This window comes from Dietzia sp. CH92 (assembly GCF_032248695.1).
GTDB lineage: Bacteria > Actinomycetota > Actinomycetes > Mycobacteriales > Mycobacteriaceae > Dietzia.
Genome location: NZ_JAVHXC010000008.1, coordinates 53,976 through 70,753, shown reverse-complemented (window position 1 = coordinate 70,753; position 16,778 = coordinate 53,976). Strand labels below are relative to the sequence as shown.

The following is a 16,778-nucleotide window of genomic DNA, read 5'->3' as shown; positions in this document are numbered from 1 at the left end:
GGGGTGCGACCCGGGGGTCAGAACCCCAGGATCGCCATCCCCACCGCCGCGGACGTGAACGCCAGCACGAGCAGCACCAGCACCCACGCGATGCCGAGGTAGCCGATCACCAGGGCCGTGACCGCCATCGCCCGACCGTCCTGGCCGCGCCGCCTGATCTGGGCCAGTGCCACGTGGGCGAGGACGACCACGACGATCATGACCACCGCGGGCACCAGCGGCACGAACAGGCCGAGGAACGAGCCGAAGACGACGTTGCCCACGGCCAGGACGAGCGCGATCAACGCCAGCGTGTTGCCCCCGGACGGATACGCCGGCGACTCGGGGTCGGTCATCGGCCTGATCACTCCCGCGCCGCCCCGCCGCCGTCGACGCGGGTCCGCTGCGAGAAGTACAGGCCGAGCCCGGCGAGGATGAACCCGCCGATGAAGTTGCCGATGTGGACCGGGATCTGGTTCCACAGCAGCCAGCCGGAGATGCTCACGTCCGCGCCGAGCATCATCCCCGCGGGGATCGTGAAGTGGTTGACCACCGCGTGCTCGTACCCGAGCGCGAAGAAGGTGAGGATCGGCAGCCAGATCGCCAGGATCTTGCCCGAGGTGCTGGAGGAGGAGAAGGACATGATCACGCCCAGCGCCACCAGCCAGTTACACAACACCGCGCTGAGCGTCACCCAGCCCAGCCCGGTGACCAGCCCGGCCTCCTTGTAGGCGACCGTCTTCTCCACGGCGAGGTCGGCCAGGGCCTGGGCGCCGGTGGCGTCCGGTTCCGTGCCCATCCCGGTGAGGACGGAGGTGATCATCCACGCCGCGGCCAGGCCGCCGACCGTGTGGCCGAGGATCATCCAGCCGAACACCCTCAGGCAGTCCCGCACCCGGACCCGTCCCTCGAGCGCGGCGAGCGGCACGAGACCGTACGCACCGGTCACGAGTTCCAGGCCGAGCAGGACCACCAGGGTGAGGCCGATCGGGAAGAGCACGGCCCCGACGATCTCCACGCCGGTCGCGTCGGAGGCCATGACGGCGAGTGTGGTGGCCGCACCGAGCAGGTAGACGGCGAGGAAGCCACGCAGCGCGAGCTGCCAGCCGGGGACGAGGGCCTTCTGTTCGCCCGCGTCGACCGTCGCGGCGACGATCTCGGGGGGTGCGACTGCGGTCATGGGGGCCTCGCTGTCCTCGACGGGGGATCGGTTCGGGCTGAGGTGTTGTGGTGGCCGGGGTCCGTTCGTGCGGGCGAGCCTACCCGCGGGTGGGGGAACCGCAACGGGACCGGCTCCGGCCGGGGTCCCACCGCCGGGCGGGCCCGCCCCGGAGGTCGGCACGCCGCGGACCCTGCACGCGGTTTCCTTGAGTGCTGGCACTCGCCTGTGTAGAGTGCCAATAGACACGGTGCTCCGAGGGCGTCACCCGCGACGGCGCACGCGGCGGGCCGGGTCGTACAGAATCCACGGGACGCCCCCGGCGTCCCGGTACTTCGAACCACACTCCGAGTCGCCCGGGTTCCGGGCGGCCACACCCCATACGGGAGGATCATCGTGGCGATCAAGCCGCTTGAGGACAAGATTCTCGTCGAGGCCCTCGAGGCCGAGACCACCACGGCGTCCGGCCTCGTCATCCCGGACACCGCCAAGGAGAAGCCCCAGGAGGGCACCGTCGTCGCGGTCGGCCCCGGCCGGTTCGACGAGGACGGCGACCGCATCCCCATGGACATCAAGGAGGGGGACAAGGTCATCTACTCGAAGTACGGCGGCACCGAGATCAAGTACGACGGCAAGGAGTACCTGATCCTCTCCTCGCGCGACGTTCTCGCGGTCATCGACTGACGTGAACCACTGACGACCCCGCCCCGGCGGCGCCGGCCACTGCCAGGCACCGCCGGGGCGGAGGTGTCTCACCCAGGACCTGATCGTCCCGACCACCCACTTCCCTCCAGGAGTTCCATCAATGTCCAAGTTGATCGCGTTCGACGAGGAGGCCCGCAAGGGCATGCTCGCCGGTGTCGACGAACTCGCCGACACCGTCAAGGTCACGCTCGGCCCCAAGGGGCGCCACGTCGTCCTCGCCAAGGCGTTCGGCGGACCCACCGTCACCAACGACGGCGTCTCCATCGCCCGCGAGATCGAGCTCGAGGAGCCGTTCGCGAACCTCGGTGCGCAGCTCGTCAAGAGCGTCGCCACCAAGACCAACGACGTCGCCGGTGACGGCACCACCACCGCCACCGTGCTCGCCCAGGCGCTCATCCGTGAGGGCCTGCGCAACGTGGCGGCCGGTTCCAACCCGATGGCCATGGGCAAGGGCATCGACAAGGCCGCCTCCGCCGTCGTGGAGTTCCTCCGCTCGGCCGCGACGCCCGTCTCGGGCTCCGAGGCCGTCGCGCAGGTCGCGACCGTGTCCTCCCGGGACCCCGAGATCGGACGGATGGTCGCCGAGGCGATGGACGCCGTCGGCGTCAACGGCGTCGTCTCGGTCGAGGAGTCGCAGGGCCTGCACACCGAGGTCGCCGTGACCGAGGGCATCGCCTTCGACAAGGGCTTCCTGTCCCCGTACTTCGTCACCGACCCGGACGAGCAGAAGGCCATCTACGAGGACGTCCTCGTCCTGCTCCACCGCGAGAAGATCAGCTCCCTGCCGGACCTGCTCCCGCTGCTGGAGAAGGTCGCCGAGACCGGCAAGCCGCTGCTCATCATCGCCGAGGACGTCGACGGCGAGGCGCTGTCGACCCTCGTCGTGAACTCGATCCGCAAGACCCTCAAGGTCGTCGCGATCAAGGCCCCCTACTTCGGTGATCGCCGCAAGGCGTTCCAGGAGGACCTCGCGATCGTCACCAAGGGTCAGGTCATCAGCCCGGACCTCGGGATGAAGCTGTCCGAGTGCGGGCTCGACGTGCTCGGGCAGGCCCGCCGGGTCACCGTGTCCAAGGACGAGACGATCATCGTCGACGGCGCCGGCGACCAGGCCGACGTCGACGCCCGCGTGGCGCAGCTGCGCCGCGAGGCGGAGGCGACCGACTCGGACTGGGACCGCGAGAAGCTCGAGGAGCGCATCGCCAAGCTCGCCGGTGGCGTCGCCGTGATCCGCGTCGGTGCGGCCACCGAGACCGAGCTCACCGAGCGCAAGCTCCGCGTCGAGGACGCCGTCAACTCGGCCAAGGCCGCCGTGGCGGAGGGCATCATCGCCGGTGGCGGCTCCGTTCTGGTGCAGGCGGCCGCCGCGCTGGAGCGGCTCGCGGCGGACACCGCCGACTCCGACGAGGCGGTCGGCGTGAACGTGGTCCGCAAGGCGCTGTCGGCGCCGCTGTTCTGGATCGCCGCCAACGCCGGCGAGGACGGCTCCGTCGTCGTGAGCAAGGTCACCGACCTCGGCCCCCGCGACGGTTTCAACGCCGCGACGGGGGAGTACGGCGACCTGGTCTCCGCCGGGATCATCGACCCGGTGAAGGTCACCTCCTCGGCCGTCGTGAACGCCTGCTCGGTGGCGCGGATGGTGCTCACCACCGAGACCGCGATCGTCGAGAAGCCGCAGGAGAAGGACGCCGGCGCGCACTCGCACGCCGGTCACTCCCACTGAGCCTGAGCGACTCACGGGCCCCGTCCCCCGCACCGTCGGGGGGCGGGGCCCGTCCCCGTCCGGCGCCCGTCGTGTGGTCCCGCGCGACCGGCAACGGTTACGCTGGGCGCGCAGCAGTACGCCCCCGACACACCGGTCACCCGCCTATTCTGAGCGCGGACCGCGCCTCCCGCCCCGGGACGGCGCGTGGGACCCGTCGCGACCAGTGTCGCGCCCCGAGAGAAAGGCCGTGCCCCGTAACACAGCCGTGTAACGCGTGGCCCTCCTAATCCGATGACAGGTACAGCAGACGAGTTGGAACTCGCCGTGGCCGATGCGGTCAAGGGTGACCGCACCGCCGCCGCGCGGGTGCTGGAGCTCGTGCGACCCGGTGTGGTGCGGTACTGCCGCTCCCGCGTCGGTGGCTCGGAGAGGGCCAACCTGTCTGCTGACGATGTCGCCCAGGAAGTGCTGATCGCGGTCCTCTCGGCTCTGCCGGGATACCGGGATCAGGGACGCCCCTTCATGGCCTTCGTGTACGGGATCGCGGCCCACAAGGTCGCGGACGCCCATCGGGGTGCCGCGCGGAACAAGTCCGATCCCGTGGAGTACCTCCCCGAGGTGCTCTCCACCGACACGGGCCCGGAGGACCACGTCCTCGACGGCGAGGTGTCGCGAGCGGTGAGCCGCCTTCTCGACACCCTGCCGGAGAAGCAACGGGAGATAATCCGACTACGTGTCGTGGTCGGGCTCTCGGCGGAGGAGACCGCGGAGATCGTCGACAGTACGGCCGGAGCCGTGCGGGTCGCCCAACACCGGGCGATGAAGCAGCTCCGGGCGCGGATCGAGCAGGATGGAGAGGAGCGATGGCGATGAACGACGACGATGTCGATCCCGGCCGACGGGACGACGCCGCCTCGCTCGACGTGCCCGACGCGGACCACCCGGAGGTGGACCGCGACGACGCTCTCCTCGACGCCCTGGGACGCGGGGAGCGCCCCGAGGGTGACGATCCGCTGCTCGCCCTGCTCGCCGACTGGCGCGCCGAGACCGACGCCGTCGAGCTCCCCGCTCTCCCGAGCTACGAGGAGATCGAGGTCGCGCTGGCCCCGAACGTGTCCCGACTGTGGCCGCGGCGCGGGTGGGTCTCCGCCGGGGACCACCACCACGGACGGCGCCCCGCGCTCTGGCAGGCGGTGACCGGTGCCGCCGCCGTGGCCGCCGTGATCGTCGGCGGGTTGTCCGTCGCCGCCCACAGCGCCATGCCCGGCGACCCGCTCTGGGGCGTGTCCAAGACGATCTTCTCCGACCGCGCCGGTGACGTCGAGCTGGTCAACGACCTCACCGAGTTCCTCTCCGCCGCCGACCTCGCCGCCCGCGAGGGTGACCGGGGGGAGGCCGAGCGGCTGCTCGACGAGGTGAGCGAGCGACTCGACGAGGTGACCGACGCCTCGGAGCGCGTGGAGTTGATGAAGCGTCGCGACGCCATCAAGCGTGACCTCAGCCGGGTGACCCCGAGCACGGTCCCGTCCCCCGAGCCCGCTCCCGCACCGGCGCCGGCCCCCGCGCCCGGCGCGGCGACCCTGGTGCCGGGCGTCCCGGTGCCGCTGCCGTCGAATCTCATCCCGCCGCCGCCCGCGGGGATGCCGGTCATCCCGCTCCCGCTGGACGGTCTGCGCATCTCCACGACCCTCCAGATCCCGATCGACACGCAGCGGATCCAGGATTTCCTGGCGCCCACCACCGGGCGGCCGAGCGGGGACGTCGGACAGGATCAGCTGGACGGGCCGCCGTCCCCGTCCCGCACGACGGTGACCCAGGTCCCCACCCCGACCCAGCAGCCGCCCAGCTCGCCGCAGCAGACGCCGCCGTCCGCGCCGCCGACCAGCTGACGGCTCACCGGAACGAACAGATCCCCGCCTCCCGGGTCGGGAGGCGGGGATCCGGTGTCGTCCGGCGGATCCGCGTCAGCGGCGCCAGTTGAGGCGGCGGGGACGCAGCGCGCGGACCGCGTCCGCGTAACCGCGGCAGTACTCCCAGGTGACGTAGTCGTCCGGGATCGGGTCGAAGGCCGGCTCGTGGGGCAGCAGCGAGCCGTCCTCGAGCAACTGCATGAGGTTGGCGCGCAGCATGTCCCACTCGTGGTAGTGCTCCTCCGCGCAGTCCTCGCACTGGACGGCGACGCCCTTGACCCCGATCGGGGCCAGCAGTCGACGGAACTCCGCGAGGTCCGCGAGGTCCTCCTCGATCGCGCATCGCTCGTCGGCGTCGAGAGGGCCCGAGGGGATTCCGTCGTCGACGGGATCGAGCTCGGCCAGCTCCGCGGCCGGGTCATCCGGATCGCCGGCGAACGGGTCGGGCGGCATACCGTGCCGAAGGGGATCGTTCACATGCTCCACCGTACCCGTGACCACGGTCTCACGGGGCCGACGGTTCGAGCCACGGCCCCCGGACCCACTATCCTCGAACCCAGCACCGAGACGATCCCTCAGGAGGACGGCAGATGAGCGAGTCGCAAGGCCCCGTGCGCACCGGCGGCGACGACCCGACCAAGGTCGCGATGGTGGGCCTGACGTTCGACGACGTTCTCCTGCTCCCCGCGGCCTCGGAGGTGGTCCCCAGTGAGGTCGACACCAGTACGCGGCTGACCCGGGAGATCACCCTCCGGGTGCCCCTGATCTCCTCGGCGATGGACACCGTCACCGAGGCGCGGATGGCCATCGCGATGGCCCGCCAGGGCGGTATCGGGGTCCTGCACCGGAACCTGTCCGTCGCCGATCAGGCCGCCCAGGTCGAGACGGTCAAGCGCTCCGAGGCCGGCATGGTGACCGACCCGGTCACCTGCGCCCCTTCCGACACCCTCGCCGAGGTCGACGAGATGTGCGCCCGCTACCGGATCTCCGGGCTGCCGGTGACCGACGAGCGCGGCGAGCTGGTGGGCATCATCACCAACCGCGACATGCGGTTCGAGATGGACAAGTCGCGCCGCGTCGACGAGGTCATGACCCGCGCGCCCCTGGTCGTGGCCCGCGAGGGCGTCACCGCCGAGGCCGCCCTGGGCCTGCTGCGCCGGCACAAGATCGAGAAGCTGCCGATCGTGGACGGCGACGGGCGACTCACCGGCCTCATCACGGTCAAGGACTTCGTCAAGACCGAGAAGCACCCGGACGCCACCAAGGACTCCGACGGGCGCCTGCGGGTGGCCGCGGCCATCGGCACCGGCGAGGACGCCTGGCAACGTGCCGGTGCCCTCGCGGACGCCGGTGTCGACGCGCTGGTCGTCGACACCGCGCACGCGCACAACCGCAACGCCCTCGACATGGTCGCGCGCGTCAAGCGTGAGCTCGGTGACCGCGTGCAGGTCATCGGCGGCAACCTCGCCACCCGCGGCGCGGCCCAGGCGATGATCGACGCGGGCGCGGACGCCATCAAGGTCGGTATCGGCCCCGGGTCCATCTGCACCACCCGCGTCGTCGCGGGCGTGGGGGCACCGCAGATCACGGCGATCCTCGAGGCGTCGGTGGCGGCCAAGAAGGCCGGCATCCCCGTGATCGCCGACGGCGGGATGCAGTACTCCGGCGACGTCGCCAAGGCGATCGCCGCCGGCGCGTCGGCCTGCATGTTCGGTTCGCTGCTGGCGGGGTGCACGGAATCGCCGGGCGAGCTGATCTTCGTGGACGGCAAGCAGTACAAGGTCTACCGCGGCATGGGCTCGTTGGGGGCGATGCGCGGACGCGGCAAGCCCGGCCAGGAGAAGTCGTTCTCCAAGGACCGCTACTTCCAGGACGACGTGCTCTCCGAGGAGAAGCTGGTCCCCGAGGGGATCGAGGGGCGCGTCCCGTACCGGGGCGACGTCGCGCAGGTCCTGCACCAGCTCAACGGCGGGCTCCGGGCGGGTATGGGATACACCGGGTCGGCGACGATCCCGGAGATGAACAACGCCCAGTTCGTCCAGATCACGGCCGCGGGGTTGAGGGAGAGCCACCCGCACGCGATCCAGATGACCGTCGAGGCCCCCAACTACAACGTCAAGGACTGAGGGCGCGTGCGCAACGTCGTGGAGATCGGCATGGGCCGGGAGGCCCGTCGGATGTACGGGCTGGGCGAGGTCGACATCGTCCCCTCCCGCCGGACGCGGAGTTCCAAGGAGGTGTCGACCTCGTGGCAGATCGACGCCTACCAGATGGACATCCCCGTGATGACCCACCCGTCGGACGCGGTGGTGTCCCCGTCCTCGGCCGTCGAGTTCTCGAAGCTCGGCGGTCTGGCCGTGCTCAACGGCGAGGGGCTGTGGGCCCGCCACGCGGACCCGGAGGCGGTGATCGCCGACCTGCGTGAGCTCGCTCTGGACGACGTGACCGGGCATCGCGCGGTCGCCCGTCTGCAGGAGCTGCACCGCGCGCCGATCGATCGCGAGCTGCTCGCCGCGGCGGTGGGCCGCATCCGGGACGAGGGCGCCACCGTCGCGGTGCGGGTCTCGCCGCAACACGCGCGCGAGCTCACCCCCGGTCTGGTCGCCGCCGGAATCGACCTCCTGGTGGTCCAGGGCACCATCATCTCGGCCGAGCACGTGAGCGGGGAGGACGCCCCGCTCAACCTCAAGGACTTCATCGGCGGGCTGGACGTGCCGGTGATCGCCGGAGGGGTCGTGGACTACAAGACGGCCCTGCACCTCATGCGCACCGGGGCGGCCGGCGTGATCGTGGGCTACGGCGGCGCCGACGGCGTCACCACCACCGGGCCGGTCCTCGGCATGGAGGTCCACATGGCCACGGCCATCGCCGACGCGGCCGCCGCGCGACGCGACTACCTCGACGAGACCGGCGGGCGCTACGTCCACGTGCTCGCCGACGGGGACATCTACACCTCGGGGGACATCGCCCGCGCGGTGGCGTGCGGCGCCGACGCCGTCGTGCTGGGGCCGCTGCTGGCCGGGGCCCTGGAGTCGCCGGGCCGCGGGGTGTACTGGAACTCGGTCTCCGCGCATCCGAAGGTGCCGCGTGCGCACGTCGCGGAGGTGGAGGACGAGACCGGCCTGGCGCCTCTGGCGGAGGTGCTCCAGGGGCCGACCAGCGTCCCCGACGGCACCCGCAACCTCATGGGTGGCCTGCGCCGGGCGATGGCCAAGTGCGGATATTCCGACGTCAAGGGGTTCCAGAAGGTCGACCTGTCCGTCCGCGTCTGACCCGCGCGGGCGTCGCCACATCCCTGGACAAATCGAGGGCTACTGTCGGGTAAGTTAGGCTTGCTCGGGTAGTGTGACCCACAACATCGACCACCCCTGGGAGTTGCATCATGACGTCGCGCACACAGTCGTCCCCGACCCACGCCCCGGACGGGGCGACCGATACCGACGTCCTCGTGGTGGGATCCGGCTTCGGCGGCAGCGTGACGGCCCTGCGGCTGACCGAGAAGGGGTACCGGGTCACGGTGGTGGAGGCCGGTCGCCGTTTCGAGGACGCCGACCTGCCCAAGACGTCATGGCGTCTCCACCGCTACGTGTGGGCGCCCAAGCTCAAGCTGTTCGGGATCCAGCGCGTCCACATGATGCGTGACGTGATGATCCTCGCCGGCGCGGGTGTCGGAGGGGGCTCGCTCAACTACGCCAACACGCTGTACAAGCCGACCGGCCCGTTCTTCAAGGACCGGCAGTGGGCGCACATCACGGACTGGGAGGAGGAGCTCTCCCCGTTCTATGACCAGGGCCGCCGCATGCTCGGCGTGGTCACCAACCCCACGCACACCCACTCGGACGAGGTCATGAAGAAGGTGGCCCGCGACATGGGGGCGGAGGACACCTTCGTCTACACCCCGGTCGGCGTGTTCTTCGGCGAGAAGACGGGAGGGACGGGCAAGCCGGGGGAGAGGGTGCCGGACCCGTACTTCGGGGGCGTCGGCCCGGACCGCAACGCGTGCATCGAGTGCGGTGAGTGCATGACCGGGTGTCGCCACAACGCCAAGAACACGTTGATGAAGAACTACCTCGCGCTGGCCGAGCGCGCGGGCGCCCGGATCATGGACCGGACCACGGTGAGCGACCTGCGCGAGCGGGCCGACGGTACGTGGGAGGTCACGCTGGAGCGGACCGGCGCCTGGACGAGGCTCGGCAAGCGCACCACCACCGTCACCGCCCAGCAGGTCGTGGTGGCCGCCGGCACCTGGGGGACGCAGCACCTGCTGCACTACGCCAAGGATTCCGGCTCCCTGCCCCGGCTGTCGGACGCGCTCGGCCGGCTGACCCGCACGAACTCGGAGGCGATCCTCGGGGCGATGCGCCCGAACTACGAGCCGGAGCAGGACTTCTCCGAGGGCGTGGCCATCACGTCGTCGTTCCATCCCCGGCCCGACACGCATATCGAGCCGGTCCGGTACGGCAAGGGGTCCAACGCGATCGCCATCCTGCAGACCCTGCTCACGGACGGTGACGGTCCGCTGCCACGGTGGCGTGTGCTGATCGACGAGGTCCGTCGCGACCCGAAGGTGTTCCTGCAGCTGTTCAACCTGCGTCGCTGGAGCCAGCGGTCGGTGATCGCGCTGGTCATGCAGAACCTGGACAACTCACTGCAGACTTACGTCAAGAAGATCGGTCCGTTCCGGTACGTCACGAGCAAGCAGGGCCACGGTGAGCCCAATCCCACCTGGATCCCCGCCGGCAACGAGGCCACCCGGAAGATCGCCGAGGAGATCGGCGGGCTGGCGGGCGGCACGTGGGGGGAGATCGCCAACATCCCGCTGACGGCGCATTTCCTCGGTGGCTGCGCGATCTCCGATTCCCCGGAGACCGGGGTGGTGGACCCGTATCACCGGGTGTGGAACTACCCGACCCTGCACATCGTGGACGGCTCGGCGATCTCGGCGAACCTCGGGGTGAACCCGGCCCTGAGCATCACGGCCCAGGCGGAGCGCGCGATGTCGCTGTGGCCCAACAAGGGCGAGGCGGATCCCCGTCCGGCGCAGGGCGAGGCCTACCGCCGGCTGTCGCCGGTCCGGCCGGTGCGCCCGGTGGTGCCCGAGGACGCGCCGGGTGCGTTGCGTCTGCCGATCGTGGAGGTCTCTAGCGGCGGGGCGCCCGCTCGCGGGTGAGTTCGAGCAGGCGGTCCAGGGCCTCGCGGATCCCGGTGGCGACGAGGTCGGGGTCGGGGACGAGGTGCTCGCAGGCGTTGATGCCCACGTCGAGTTGACCGTCGACGGACATGGCGGTGACGGACAGGCCCGAGCCGTGCATGAGCGGCCCGAAGGGGTACATGCGGGTGACCCGTCCGCCGAGGAAGTCGAGCTCATCGGCGGGGCCCGGGATGTTGGACACGACGAGGTTGTGGACGACGGGGTGCAGGTCGGCGAGGTGGAAGTCGCCGTAGATCCGCATCAACCACTGCAGGGCGGTCGCCGGGGCGAGCTCGGCGACGTCCTGGATGAGGTCCGGTCGCATGGCGCTCCTGGTCTGCTTCTTGCCGCGGCGGGTGCGTGCGGAGATGGCGCGGAGGCGTTCCAGGGGGTCGGCGATGTCGGTGCCGAGGGACGCGAACAGGACGGTGACGCGGTTGTTGCCGTGGGTGCCGTCGGCGTCGCGGGTGGAGACGGGCACCACCGCGACGAGCGGTGGGTCGGGCAGGTCGTCGTGGGCGCGGAGGTAGCGGCGTAGTCCGCCGCCCACCGCGGCGAGGTAGACGTCGTTGACGGTGACGCCGAAGGCCTCCTTGATCTCGGTGATCTCGTCGAGGTCGAGCGAGGTGCCCCAGACGGCGCGGTGGGGGGTGATCGTGGCGTTGAAGCGGGTCCGCGGTGCGGTGAACGGCGCGGCTCTGGGGACGACGACGAGGTCGTCGTTCTCGCCGCCCGGGCTGTCTTCGTCGGGGGCGGAACCGTCGGGGGCTGTGGCTGCGGAGGCCTTGTGCAGGGCCAGGGGCAGCGTGAGGACCTCGGGGACGAGCCGCGCCAGGGTCAGCGGGCGGCGCACCGTGAAGTCCCACAGGCCGCCGGCGAGGAGCCGGACGGGGTTGGCGCTGCCGGCCTGGACGCGCACCAGTTCGAGGTCGCGGGGGGAGTCGGGTCGTCCGGCGGTGCTGAGCTTGCGGAGGACGTCGGCGCCGTTGGCCCCGTCGAGGACGGCGTGGTGGGCGCGGAAGTACACGGCGACGGTGTCGGGGGCGTCGAGCCCCTCGAGGATCCACATCTCCCACAGGGGTCGGGTGCGGTCGAGGGGGCGGCTGCCGAGGGTGCCGCACATCTCGAACACCGCGCGTTCGTCGCCCGGCGGGTCCACCTGGACGCGGCGGACGTGGGCGGAGATGTCGAGGTCGTACTCCTCGACCCACGCGGGGTGGCCGAGGTTGAGCGGGGAGTCGTAGATCTTGCGGCGCAGTTCGGGGAGTTCCTTGATGCGGCGGCCGAGTTCGGTCCGGAGGCGGCCGAAGGAGTACTCGACCTCCAGCCCGGAGACGTCGATGAACAGGACCGCACCCACGACGAGGGTCTGCGGGGCGGTCTCGAGGTACAGCAGGCTCGCGTCGAATCCGGTCATGCGTTCCATCGGGGCCCTCCCGCTCTCGTTGAGCCCGGTGTCGGGCCGGCGACGTGGTGGGAGTTCATTGTGGACCCCTGTGCGGGGGAAGTGGTGGTGTTCGGTCGACGGGGTCCGGGGCATAGACTCGGGCGCGTGGCCGAGAACGTACAGACCAGCTCCCAGCTCACCGCAGAGGCAGCGGCACCGCGACCCGTGCTCGTCGTCGACTTCGGCGCCCAGTACGCGCAGCTCATCGCCCGCCGGGTGCGTGAGGCGCGGATCTACTCCGAGGTGATCCCGCACACCGCGACCGTCGAGGAGATCCGGGCGAAGGACCCGGTGGCGTTGGTGCTCTCCGGTGGCCCGTCGAGTGTGTACGCCGAGGACGCGCCCAGGCTCGACCCGGCCGTGTTCGAGTTGGGCCTGCCGGTGTTCGGCATCTGCTACGGCTTCCAGGCGATGGCGGGCGCGCTGGGCGGCGAGGTCGCCCACACGGGCAGCCGCGAATACGGGCGCACCGACGTGACGGTGTCCGGCGGGGTGCTCCACGCCGGTCTGCCGGAGCACCACCCGGTGTGGATGAGCCACGGCGACGCCGTGACCGCCGCCCCGGAGGGCTTCACCGTGACCGCCAGCTCGGCCGGTGCCCCGGTCGCCGCCTTCGAGTGCCCGGAGCGCCGGATGGCCGGCGTGCAGTACCACCCGGAGGTGCTGCACTCGCCGCACGGGCAGCAGGTGCTGAGCCGCTTCCTCACGGAGGTCGCCGGGCTCGAGCCCACGTGGACCGCGTCGAACATCGCCGAGCAGCTGGTGGAGTCGGTTCGCGAGCAGATCGGTGACGGCTACGCGATCTGCGGCCTGTCCGGAGGCGTGGACTCGGCCGTGGCCGCCGCGCTGGTCCAGCGCGCGATCGGTGATCGGCTCACGTGTGTGTTCGTCGACCACGGGCTGCTGCGGGCGGGCGAGCGTGAGCAGGTGGAGAACGACTTCGTCGCCGCCACCGGCGCCCGGCTCATCACCCTCGACGACTCGGAGGTGTTCCTCGGTCACCTCGCCGGCGTCACCGATCCCGAGACCAAGCGCAAGATCATCGGCCGCGAGTTCATCCGCTCCTTCGAGCGTGCCGTCAGCCAGGCGCTCGAGCTCCAGGGCTCCGGCGACGAGGCGGCCTCGGTCGACTTCCTCGTCCAGGGCACCCTCTACCCGGACGTCGTGGAGTCGGGCGGCGGCTCGGGTACGGCCAACATCAAGAGCCACCACAACGTGGGCGGTCTGCCGGACGACGTCGAGTTCACCCTCGTCGAGCCGCTGCGGCTGCTGTTCAAGGACGAGGTCCGGGCGGTGGGCCGCGAGCTCGGCCTGCCCGAGGCGATCGTCGGCCGCCACCCGTTCCCCGGCCCCGGGCTGGGTATCCGGATCGTCGGCGCCGTGGACCGTGAGCGGCTGGACACCCTGCGGGCCGCCGACGCGATCGTCCGCGAGGAGATGACGGCCGCCGGGCTGGACGCGACCGTCTGGCAGTGCCCGGTGGTGCTGCTGGCCGACGTCCGCTCGGTCGGTGTGCAGGGCGACGGCCGCACCTACGGCCACCCGATCGTGCTGCGGCCCGTCAGCTCCGAGGACGCCATGACCGCGGACTGGACGCGCATGCCGTACGAGACGCTGGCGCTGATCTCCAACCGCATCACCAACGAGGTCCCGGACGTCAACCGCGTGGTGCTGGACGTGACGAGCAAGCCGCCGGGGACCATCGAGTGGGAGTGACGGCTCCGGCCTGATCCGGCTCCGGCCTGATCCGGCTCCGCCGCGGGAGTCCGCTCGTGCGCCTGCCGGTGCCCGCCCGCGCCCGCCCGCGCCCGCCGGTGCCCGCCCGAGCCCGCCCGCGCCCGCCGGTGCCCGCCCGCGCCCGCCCGCGTCGAACGCAGCCGCTCCTCGCGATGGCGTCTCGCTCCCGCTGATGCGCGCACACAACGCAGCCGCTCCCCGCGATGGCGTCTCGCCCTCCCCGAAGTGCGCGCGAGACGCCATGTTCGCGCGCGGCTGTCTTCTGGGCGGGCAGGTTCGCGCGCGGGACGCCATCCGCAGGAGCGAGACGACAGGGGCAGGAGCGGCCGCGAGCCCCGCAGGAGGCAAGACCGCTGGTGGGACGCGATGGCCACCGAGGCGGTGGGCGGTCGGTCAGAGGTAGCCGAGCGCCGTGCGGCCGTCGGAGCTGAGCCGGACCCAGTTCGCGGTGGGGGGATCGTGGACCTCGGTGGCGGGCAGTTCGAGCCAGCGCCGGCCGCGGCGGATGCGGGCGCGGATGTCGTCCACGTCAGTGCCGAGCACGTCCGCGCACCACGAGATGCGCCGCTCGCCGGTGTGATGCTGCAGAACCAGTAATTCCAGCACGTCCGGCGTCAGCTCCCCGTCCGCCAGAGCGGCGTCCGCACCGGCCGTCAGCACTGGCGGGTACTCGAGGCGGGCGCCGTGGACGTGGTCAGAGGACTCGTAGCGGGGCACCAGGCCAGTGGCGGTCGCCACGCCGACTGCGACCGCGCACCCGAGGACGACCGGCCAGTGGTCGAAGAGCCCGGTGAGGGTGCCGAGGAACGCGAGGGCGTACAGGGCCGGGCCTGCGAGGGCGGGGCTGCGCCACCAGCGGTGCCCGGGGGACGGCGGGGCCTCGATGCTGCCGCTGTGTCCGCGGATGCTCGATCTCCGGGCCCAGAGGACGCTCCCCGTCACCGCGACCGCGGCGATGATGCCGACTGCCGCGAGAGCGGTCGGGATTCCGCCCGGGAGCAGGTCGGGGCGGGCGATCACCACGAAGGCCAGCGTGACGAACGCCCCCAACGCGGGCCGAGACCACCGAGACCGTGTCTCGGCTCGACGGCGCCGCTCCCAGACCCGGTCGACGGTCGCGGAGCCGGCGGAGGTGGCTGACATGCCCCGACCGTAACAACCGACTACGACGCCCGGCCGCCCCCGGAGAACGAGAGCGGCCGGGCGGCGGGCGCTGGAGGGCGGCCGGGCGGCGGGCGCGGGCGCCGCGGGCGTCGAGGTCAGCGGCGCAGGACCATCATCAGTCCCACGAGAACGGCCAGGACGAGCCCGGCGGCCAACAGCACGGTCGGCGTGATGACCGGCGCCCCGAGGATCGCCCACCCCGCGACCCCCAGTGAGGCCAGCCCGGCGACCGCGAGGACCGGCGAGCCGCCCCTCCGCCGCTCCGCGGTCTCCGGATCGACCGGGGCCGGGGCCGGTTCGGGCGCGACTCCGAAGCCGAGGGGCTCGGGCGTGGTGAACCCCGTGCCGTAGGGGAGGGGGTCGTGCAGGGGCTGGTCGGTGCGGAAGCCGGTGTCGGGCCCTGGGGTCGTCATGTCGGTTCTCCTGTCGGGATGCGGACGGGGGGTCGGCGCTGGGTCGGCGCCGGGTCGATCGGTCATCGCGTCACCGTGATCGAGCCGGCCTCGGTGGCCACGTCCAGGGTGAGGACGGGGCCCGGCATCGTGGCGGGCGCGGAGTCGGGGCAGTCGACGGAGCCGAGGTCGGCGTGGCAGCTCAGGTCCACGGCCAGGTCCTCCGGCAGCAGGACACGCACTGAACCGAGGTCGTTGCGCACGCTGAAGTCGCGGTCCCGGTCGAGGTCCAGTCGTCGCAGGTCGACGGTCACGGAGCCCAGGTCGTGGACGACGGGGGCGTCGAGCTGCGCGGGTTCGGTGATGTCGACGCGCAGGTCACCGGTGCCCTCCCAGGCGCCGTCGGGCAGGCCGGGCTGGACGAGGGAGGCCAGCAGCACGAACCCGACGAGCGGGCCGGCCACCACGAGCAGTCCGTGGCCGCGGCGGGTGACCGCGCCCACGAGCAGTCCGCCCGCCACCACCGCGAGGGCGATCGCGGCGATCCGGGTGGAGTCGAGCCAGGTGATCCCGCCCAGGGTGGACAGGCCGACGGCGACGGCCGTGGCGATGAGCGCGAGCCCGAGGGTGACCTTGGTCAGGCGGGAGCGCGGCGCCGCCGGTTCGGGGTCCGGGCGGGGCGCGTCGGCGGGGTCGGGCAGGTCCCAGGCGAAGGGGGCGGCGCCGAGGGGGTCCCACGCGGGCGGTACGGGCGGGCCGTAGACGGGTTGGTCGTGGGGGCCGGGGCCGGGGCCGTGGGTGGGTGGGCCGTACGGGGCGCCCGTGCCGGCGCCGGCGGCGGGCCCCCGGGGTGCCCCGGGTGCCTGCCACGGGCCGGGTCGGGTCGCCGCGCCGCCGGGGTGGTGGGCGGCGGGTCGCACGGCGGAGACCTCGGCCCACCCCGCGGGTGGGGTGGGGGTGCGGCGGTGCAGGCCGTACCACCCGGCGAGCATCGCGGCCACCATGAGGAACCCGGCCCCCACGACGAAGCCGCCGCCGGAACCGCCGAAGGTGGGGGCGCTGATGAGGGCGACGACGACGAGGAGGACCGCGGTGGCCTTGGAGCCCGACGCCCGGCCCTTCCCCAGGAGCGCCTCCCCCTTGGACACCTCGTCGCCGGCGGCCCGCAGCAGGAGCCACATGAGGGCGTAGAGGAACACTCCCGCCCCGCCCCAGAGTGCCGCGATGACGAAGGCGGCGCGGAACAGGACGGGGTCCACGCCGTAGCGCCGGCCGAAGCCTCCGCAGACGCCGGCGATCCGCGAGTCGTCCGGGGTCCGGACGGGCCGTGTGCGCCACAGGGAACGCAGTTCTGACGGGACGTCGTGGGTGCTGGTGCTGGACATGCCC

At 72.1% G+C, this 16,778-nt stretch carries 15 protein-coding genes; 8 read left to right on the top strand and 7 right to left on the bottom strand.

Annotated elements, in window-relative coordinates; genetic code table 11:
* Nucleotides 1-17: 17 nt before the first annotated feature.
* Together RWK90_RS15455 and RWK90_RS15450 are read right to left on the bottom strand one after the other, a co-directional pair.
* Nucleotides 18-335, bottom strand: coding sequence for a DUF4190 domain-containing protein (locus RWK90_RS15455; protein WP_314038509.1), 318 nt, complete (start codon nucleotides 333-335; stop codon nucleotides 18-20).
* Between the two features lie 8 nt (nucleotides 336-343).
* Nucleotides 344-1,159, bottom strand: coding sequence for a formate/nitrite transporter family protein (locus RWK90_RS15450; RefSeq protein ID WP_314038508.1), 816 nt, complete (start codon nucleotides 1,157-1,159; stop codon nucleotides 344-346).
* Between the two features lie 369 nt (nucleotides 1,160-1,528).
* Between RWK90_RS15450 and groES the strand changes: the two genes are divergently transcribed.
* From groES to RWK90_RS15430, 4 genes are all read left to right on the top strand, one after another.
* A complete protein-coding gene (gene groES, locus RWK90_RS15445) occupies nucleotides 1,529-1,822 on the top strand; it encodes a co-chaperone GroES (RefSeq protein WP_314038551.1) in 294 nt (97 codons plus the stop codon).
* Nucleotides 1,823-1,943: 121 nt separating this feature from the next.
* Nucleotides 1,944-3,566, top strand: a complete 1,623-nt coding sequence (gene groL, locus RWK90_RS15440; RefSeq protein ID WP_314038507.1) for a chaperonin GroEL — start codon at nucleotides 1,944-1,946, stop codon at nucleotides 3,564-3,566.
* Nucleotides 3,567-3,839: 273 nt separating this feature from the next.
* The gene (locus RWK90_RS15435) at nucleotides 3,840-4,421 is read left to right on the top strand and encodes a sigma-70 family RNA polymerase sigma factor (protein WP_314038506.1); all 582 of its coding nucleotides are present in this window, start codon (nucleotides 3,840-3,842) and stop codon (nucleotides 4,419-4,421) included.
* Nucleotides 4,418-5,437, top strand: coding sequence for an anti-sigma-D factor RsdA (locus tag RWK90_RS15430; RefSeq protein ID WP_314038505.1), 1,020 nt, complete (start codon nucleotides 4,418-4,420; stop codon nucleotides 5,435-5,437). Before RWK90_RS15435 ends, RWK90_RS15430 begins: the two co-directional genes overlap by 4 nt.
* A gap of 75 nt (nucleotides 5,438-5,512) precedes the next feature.
* On the opposite strand, the gene RWK90_RS15425 is transcribed toward RWK90_RS15430, so the two are convergent.
* Complete coding sequence (locus RWK90_RS15425; RefSeq protein WP_396230350.1) at nucleotides 5,513-5,935, bottom strand: DUF5319 domain-containing protein; 423 nt, start codon at nucleotides 5,933-5,935, stop codon at nucleotides 5,513-5,515.
* A 113-nt stretch (nucleotides 5,936-6,048) separates the two neighbouring features.
* Here RWK90_RS15425 and guaB point away from each other — a divergent pair, with 113 nt between their 5' ends.
* From guaB to RWK90_RS15410, 3 genes are all read left to right on the top strand, one after another.
* Entirely contained in the window at nucleotides 6,049-7,584 is a 1,536-nt protein-coding gene (gene guaB, locus RWK90_RS15420; protein ID WP_314038504.1) for an IMP dehydrogenase, read from the top strand.
* Nucleotides 7,585-7,590: 6 nt separating this feature from the next.
* Nucleotides 7,591-8,730, top strand: coding sequence for a GuaB3 family IMP dehydrogenase-related protein (locus tag RWK90_RS15415; RefSeq protein ID WP_314038503.1), 1,140 nt, complete (start codon nucleotides 7,591-7,593; stop codon nucleotides 8,728-8,730).
* 110 nt (nucleotides 8,731-8,840) lie between these two features.
* Nucleotides 8,841-10,628 carry a GMC family oxidoreductase gene (locus tag RWK90_RS15410; RefSeq protein ID WP_314038502.1) on the top strand — a complete coding sequence of 596 codons (1,788 nt, stop codon included), beginning with the start codon at nucleotides 8,841-8,843 and terminating at the stop codon, nucleotides 10,626-10,628.
* Here RWK90_RS15410 and RWK90_RS15405 read toward each other — a convergent pair.
* Complete coding sequence (locus tag RWK90_RS15405) at nucleotides 10,600-12,075, bottom strand: wax ester/triacylglycerol synthase family O-acyltransferase (protein WP_314038501.1); 1,476 nt, start codon at nucleotides 12,073-12,075, stop codon at nucleotides 10,600-10,602. The genes RWK90_RS15410 and RWK90_RS15405 overlap by 29 nt on opposite strands.
* A gap of 126 nt (nucleotides 12,076-12,201) precedes the next feature.
* Here RWK90_RS15405 and guaA point away from each other — a divergent pair, with 126 nt between their 5' ends.
* Nucleotides 12,202-13,812, top strand: coding sequence for a glutamine-hydrolyzing GMP synthase (guaA, locus tag RWK90_RS15400; RefSeq protein ID WP_314038500.1), 1,611 nt, complete (start codon nucleotides 12,202-12,204; stop codon nucleotides 13,810-13,812).
* 414 nt (nucleotides 13,813-14,226) lie between these two features.
* On the opposite strand, the gene RWK90_RS15395 is transcribed toward guaA, so the two are convergent.
* From RWK90_RS15395 to RWK90_RS15385, 3 genes are all read right to left on the bottom strand, one after another.
* Nucleotides 14,227-14,976 (bottom strand): hypothetical protein, encoded by a 750-nt coding sequence (locus RWK90_RS15395; protein ID WP_314038499.1) that lies wholly within the window; start codon nucleotides 14,974-14,976, stop codon nucleotides 14,227-14,229.
* A 116-nt stretch (nucleotides 14,977-15,092) separates the two neighbouring features.
* Entirely contained in the window at nucleotides 15,093-15,410 is a 318-nt protein-coding gene (locus RWK90_RS15390; RefSeq protein ID WP_314038498.1) for a hypothetical protein, read from the bottom strand.
* A gap of 62 nt (nucleotides 15,411-15,472) precedes the next feature.
* The gene (locus RWK90_RS15385; protein WP_314038497.1) at nucleotides 15,473-16,774 is read right to left on the bottom strand and encodes a PspC domain-containing protein; all 1,302 of its coding nucleotides are present in this window, start codon (nucleotides 16,772-16,774) and stop codon (nucleotides 15,473-15,475) included.
* Nucleotides 16,775-16,778 lie beyond the last annotated feature (4 nt).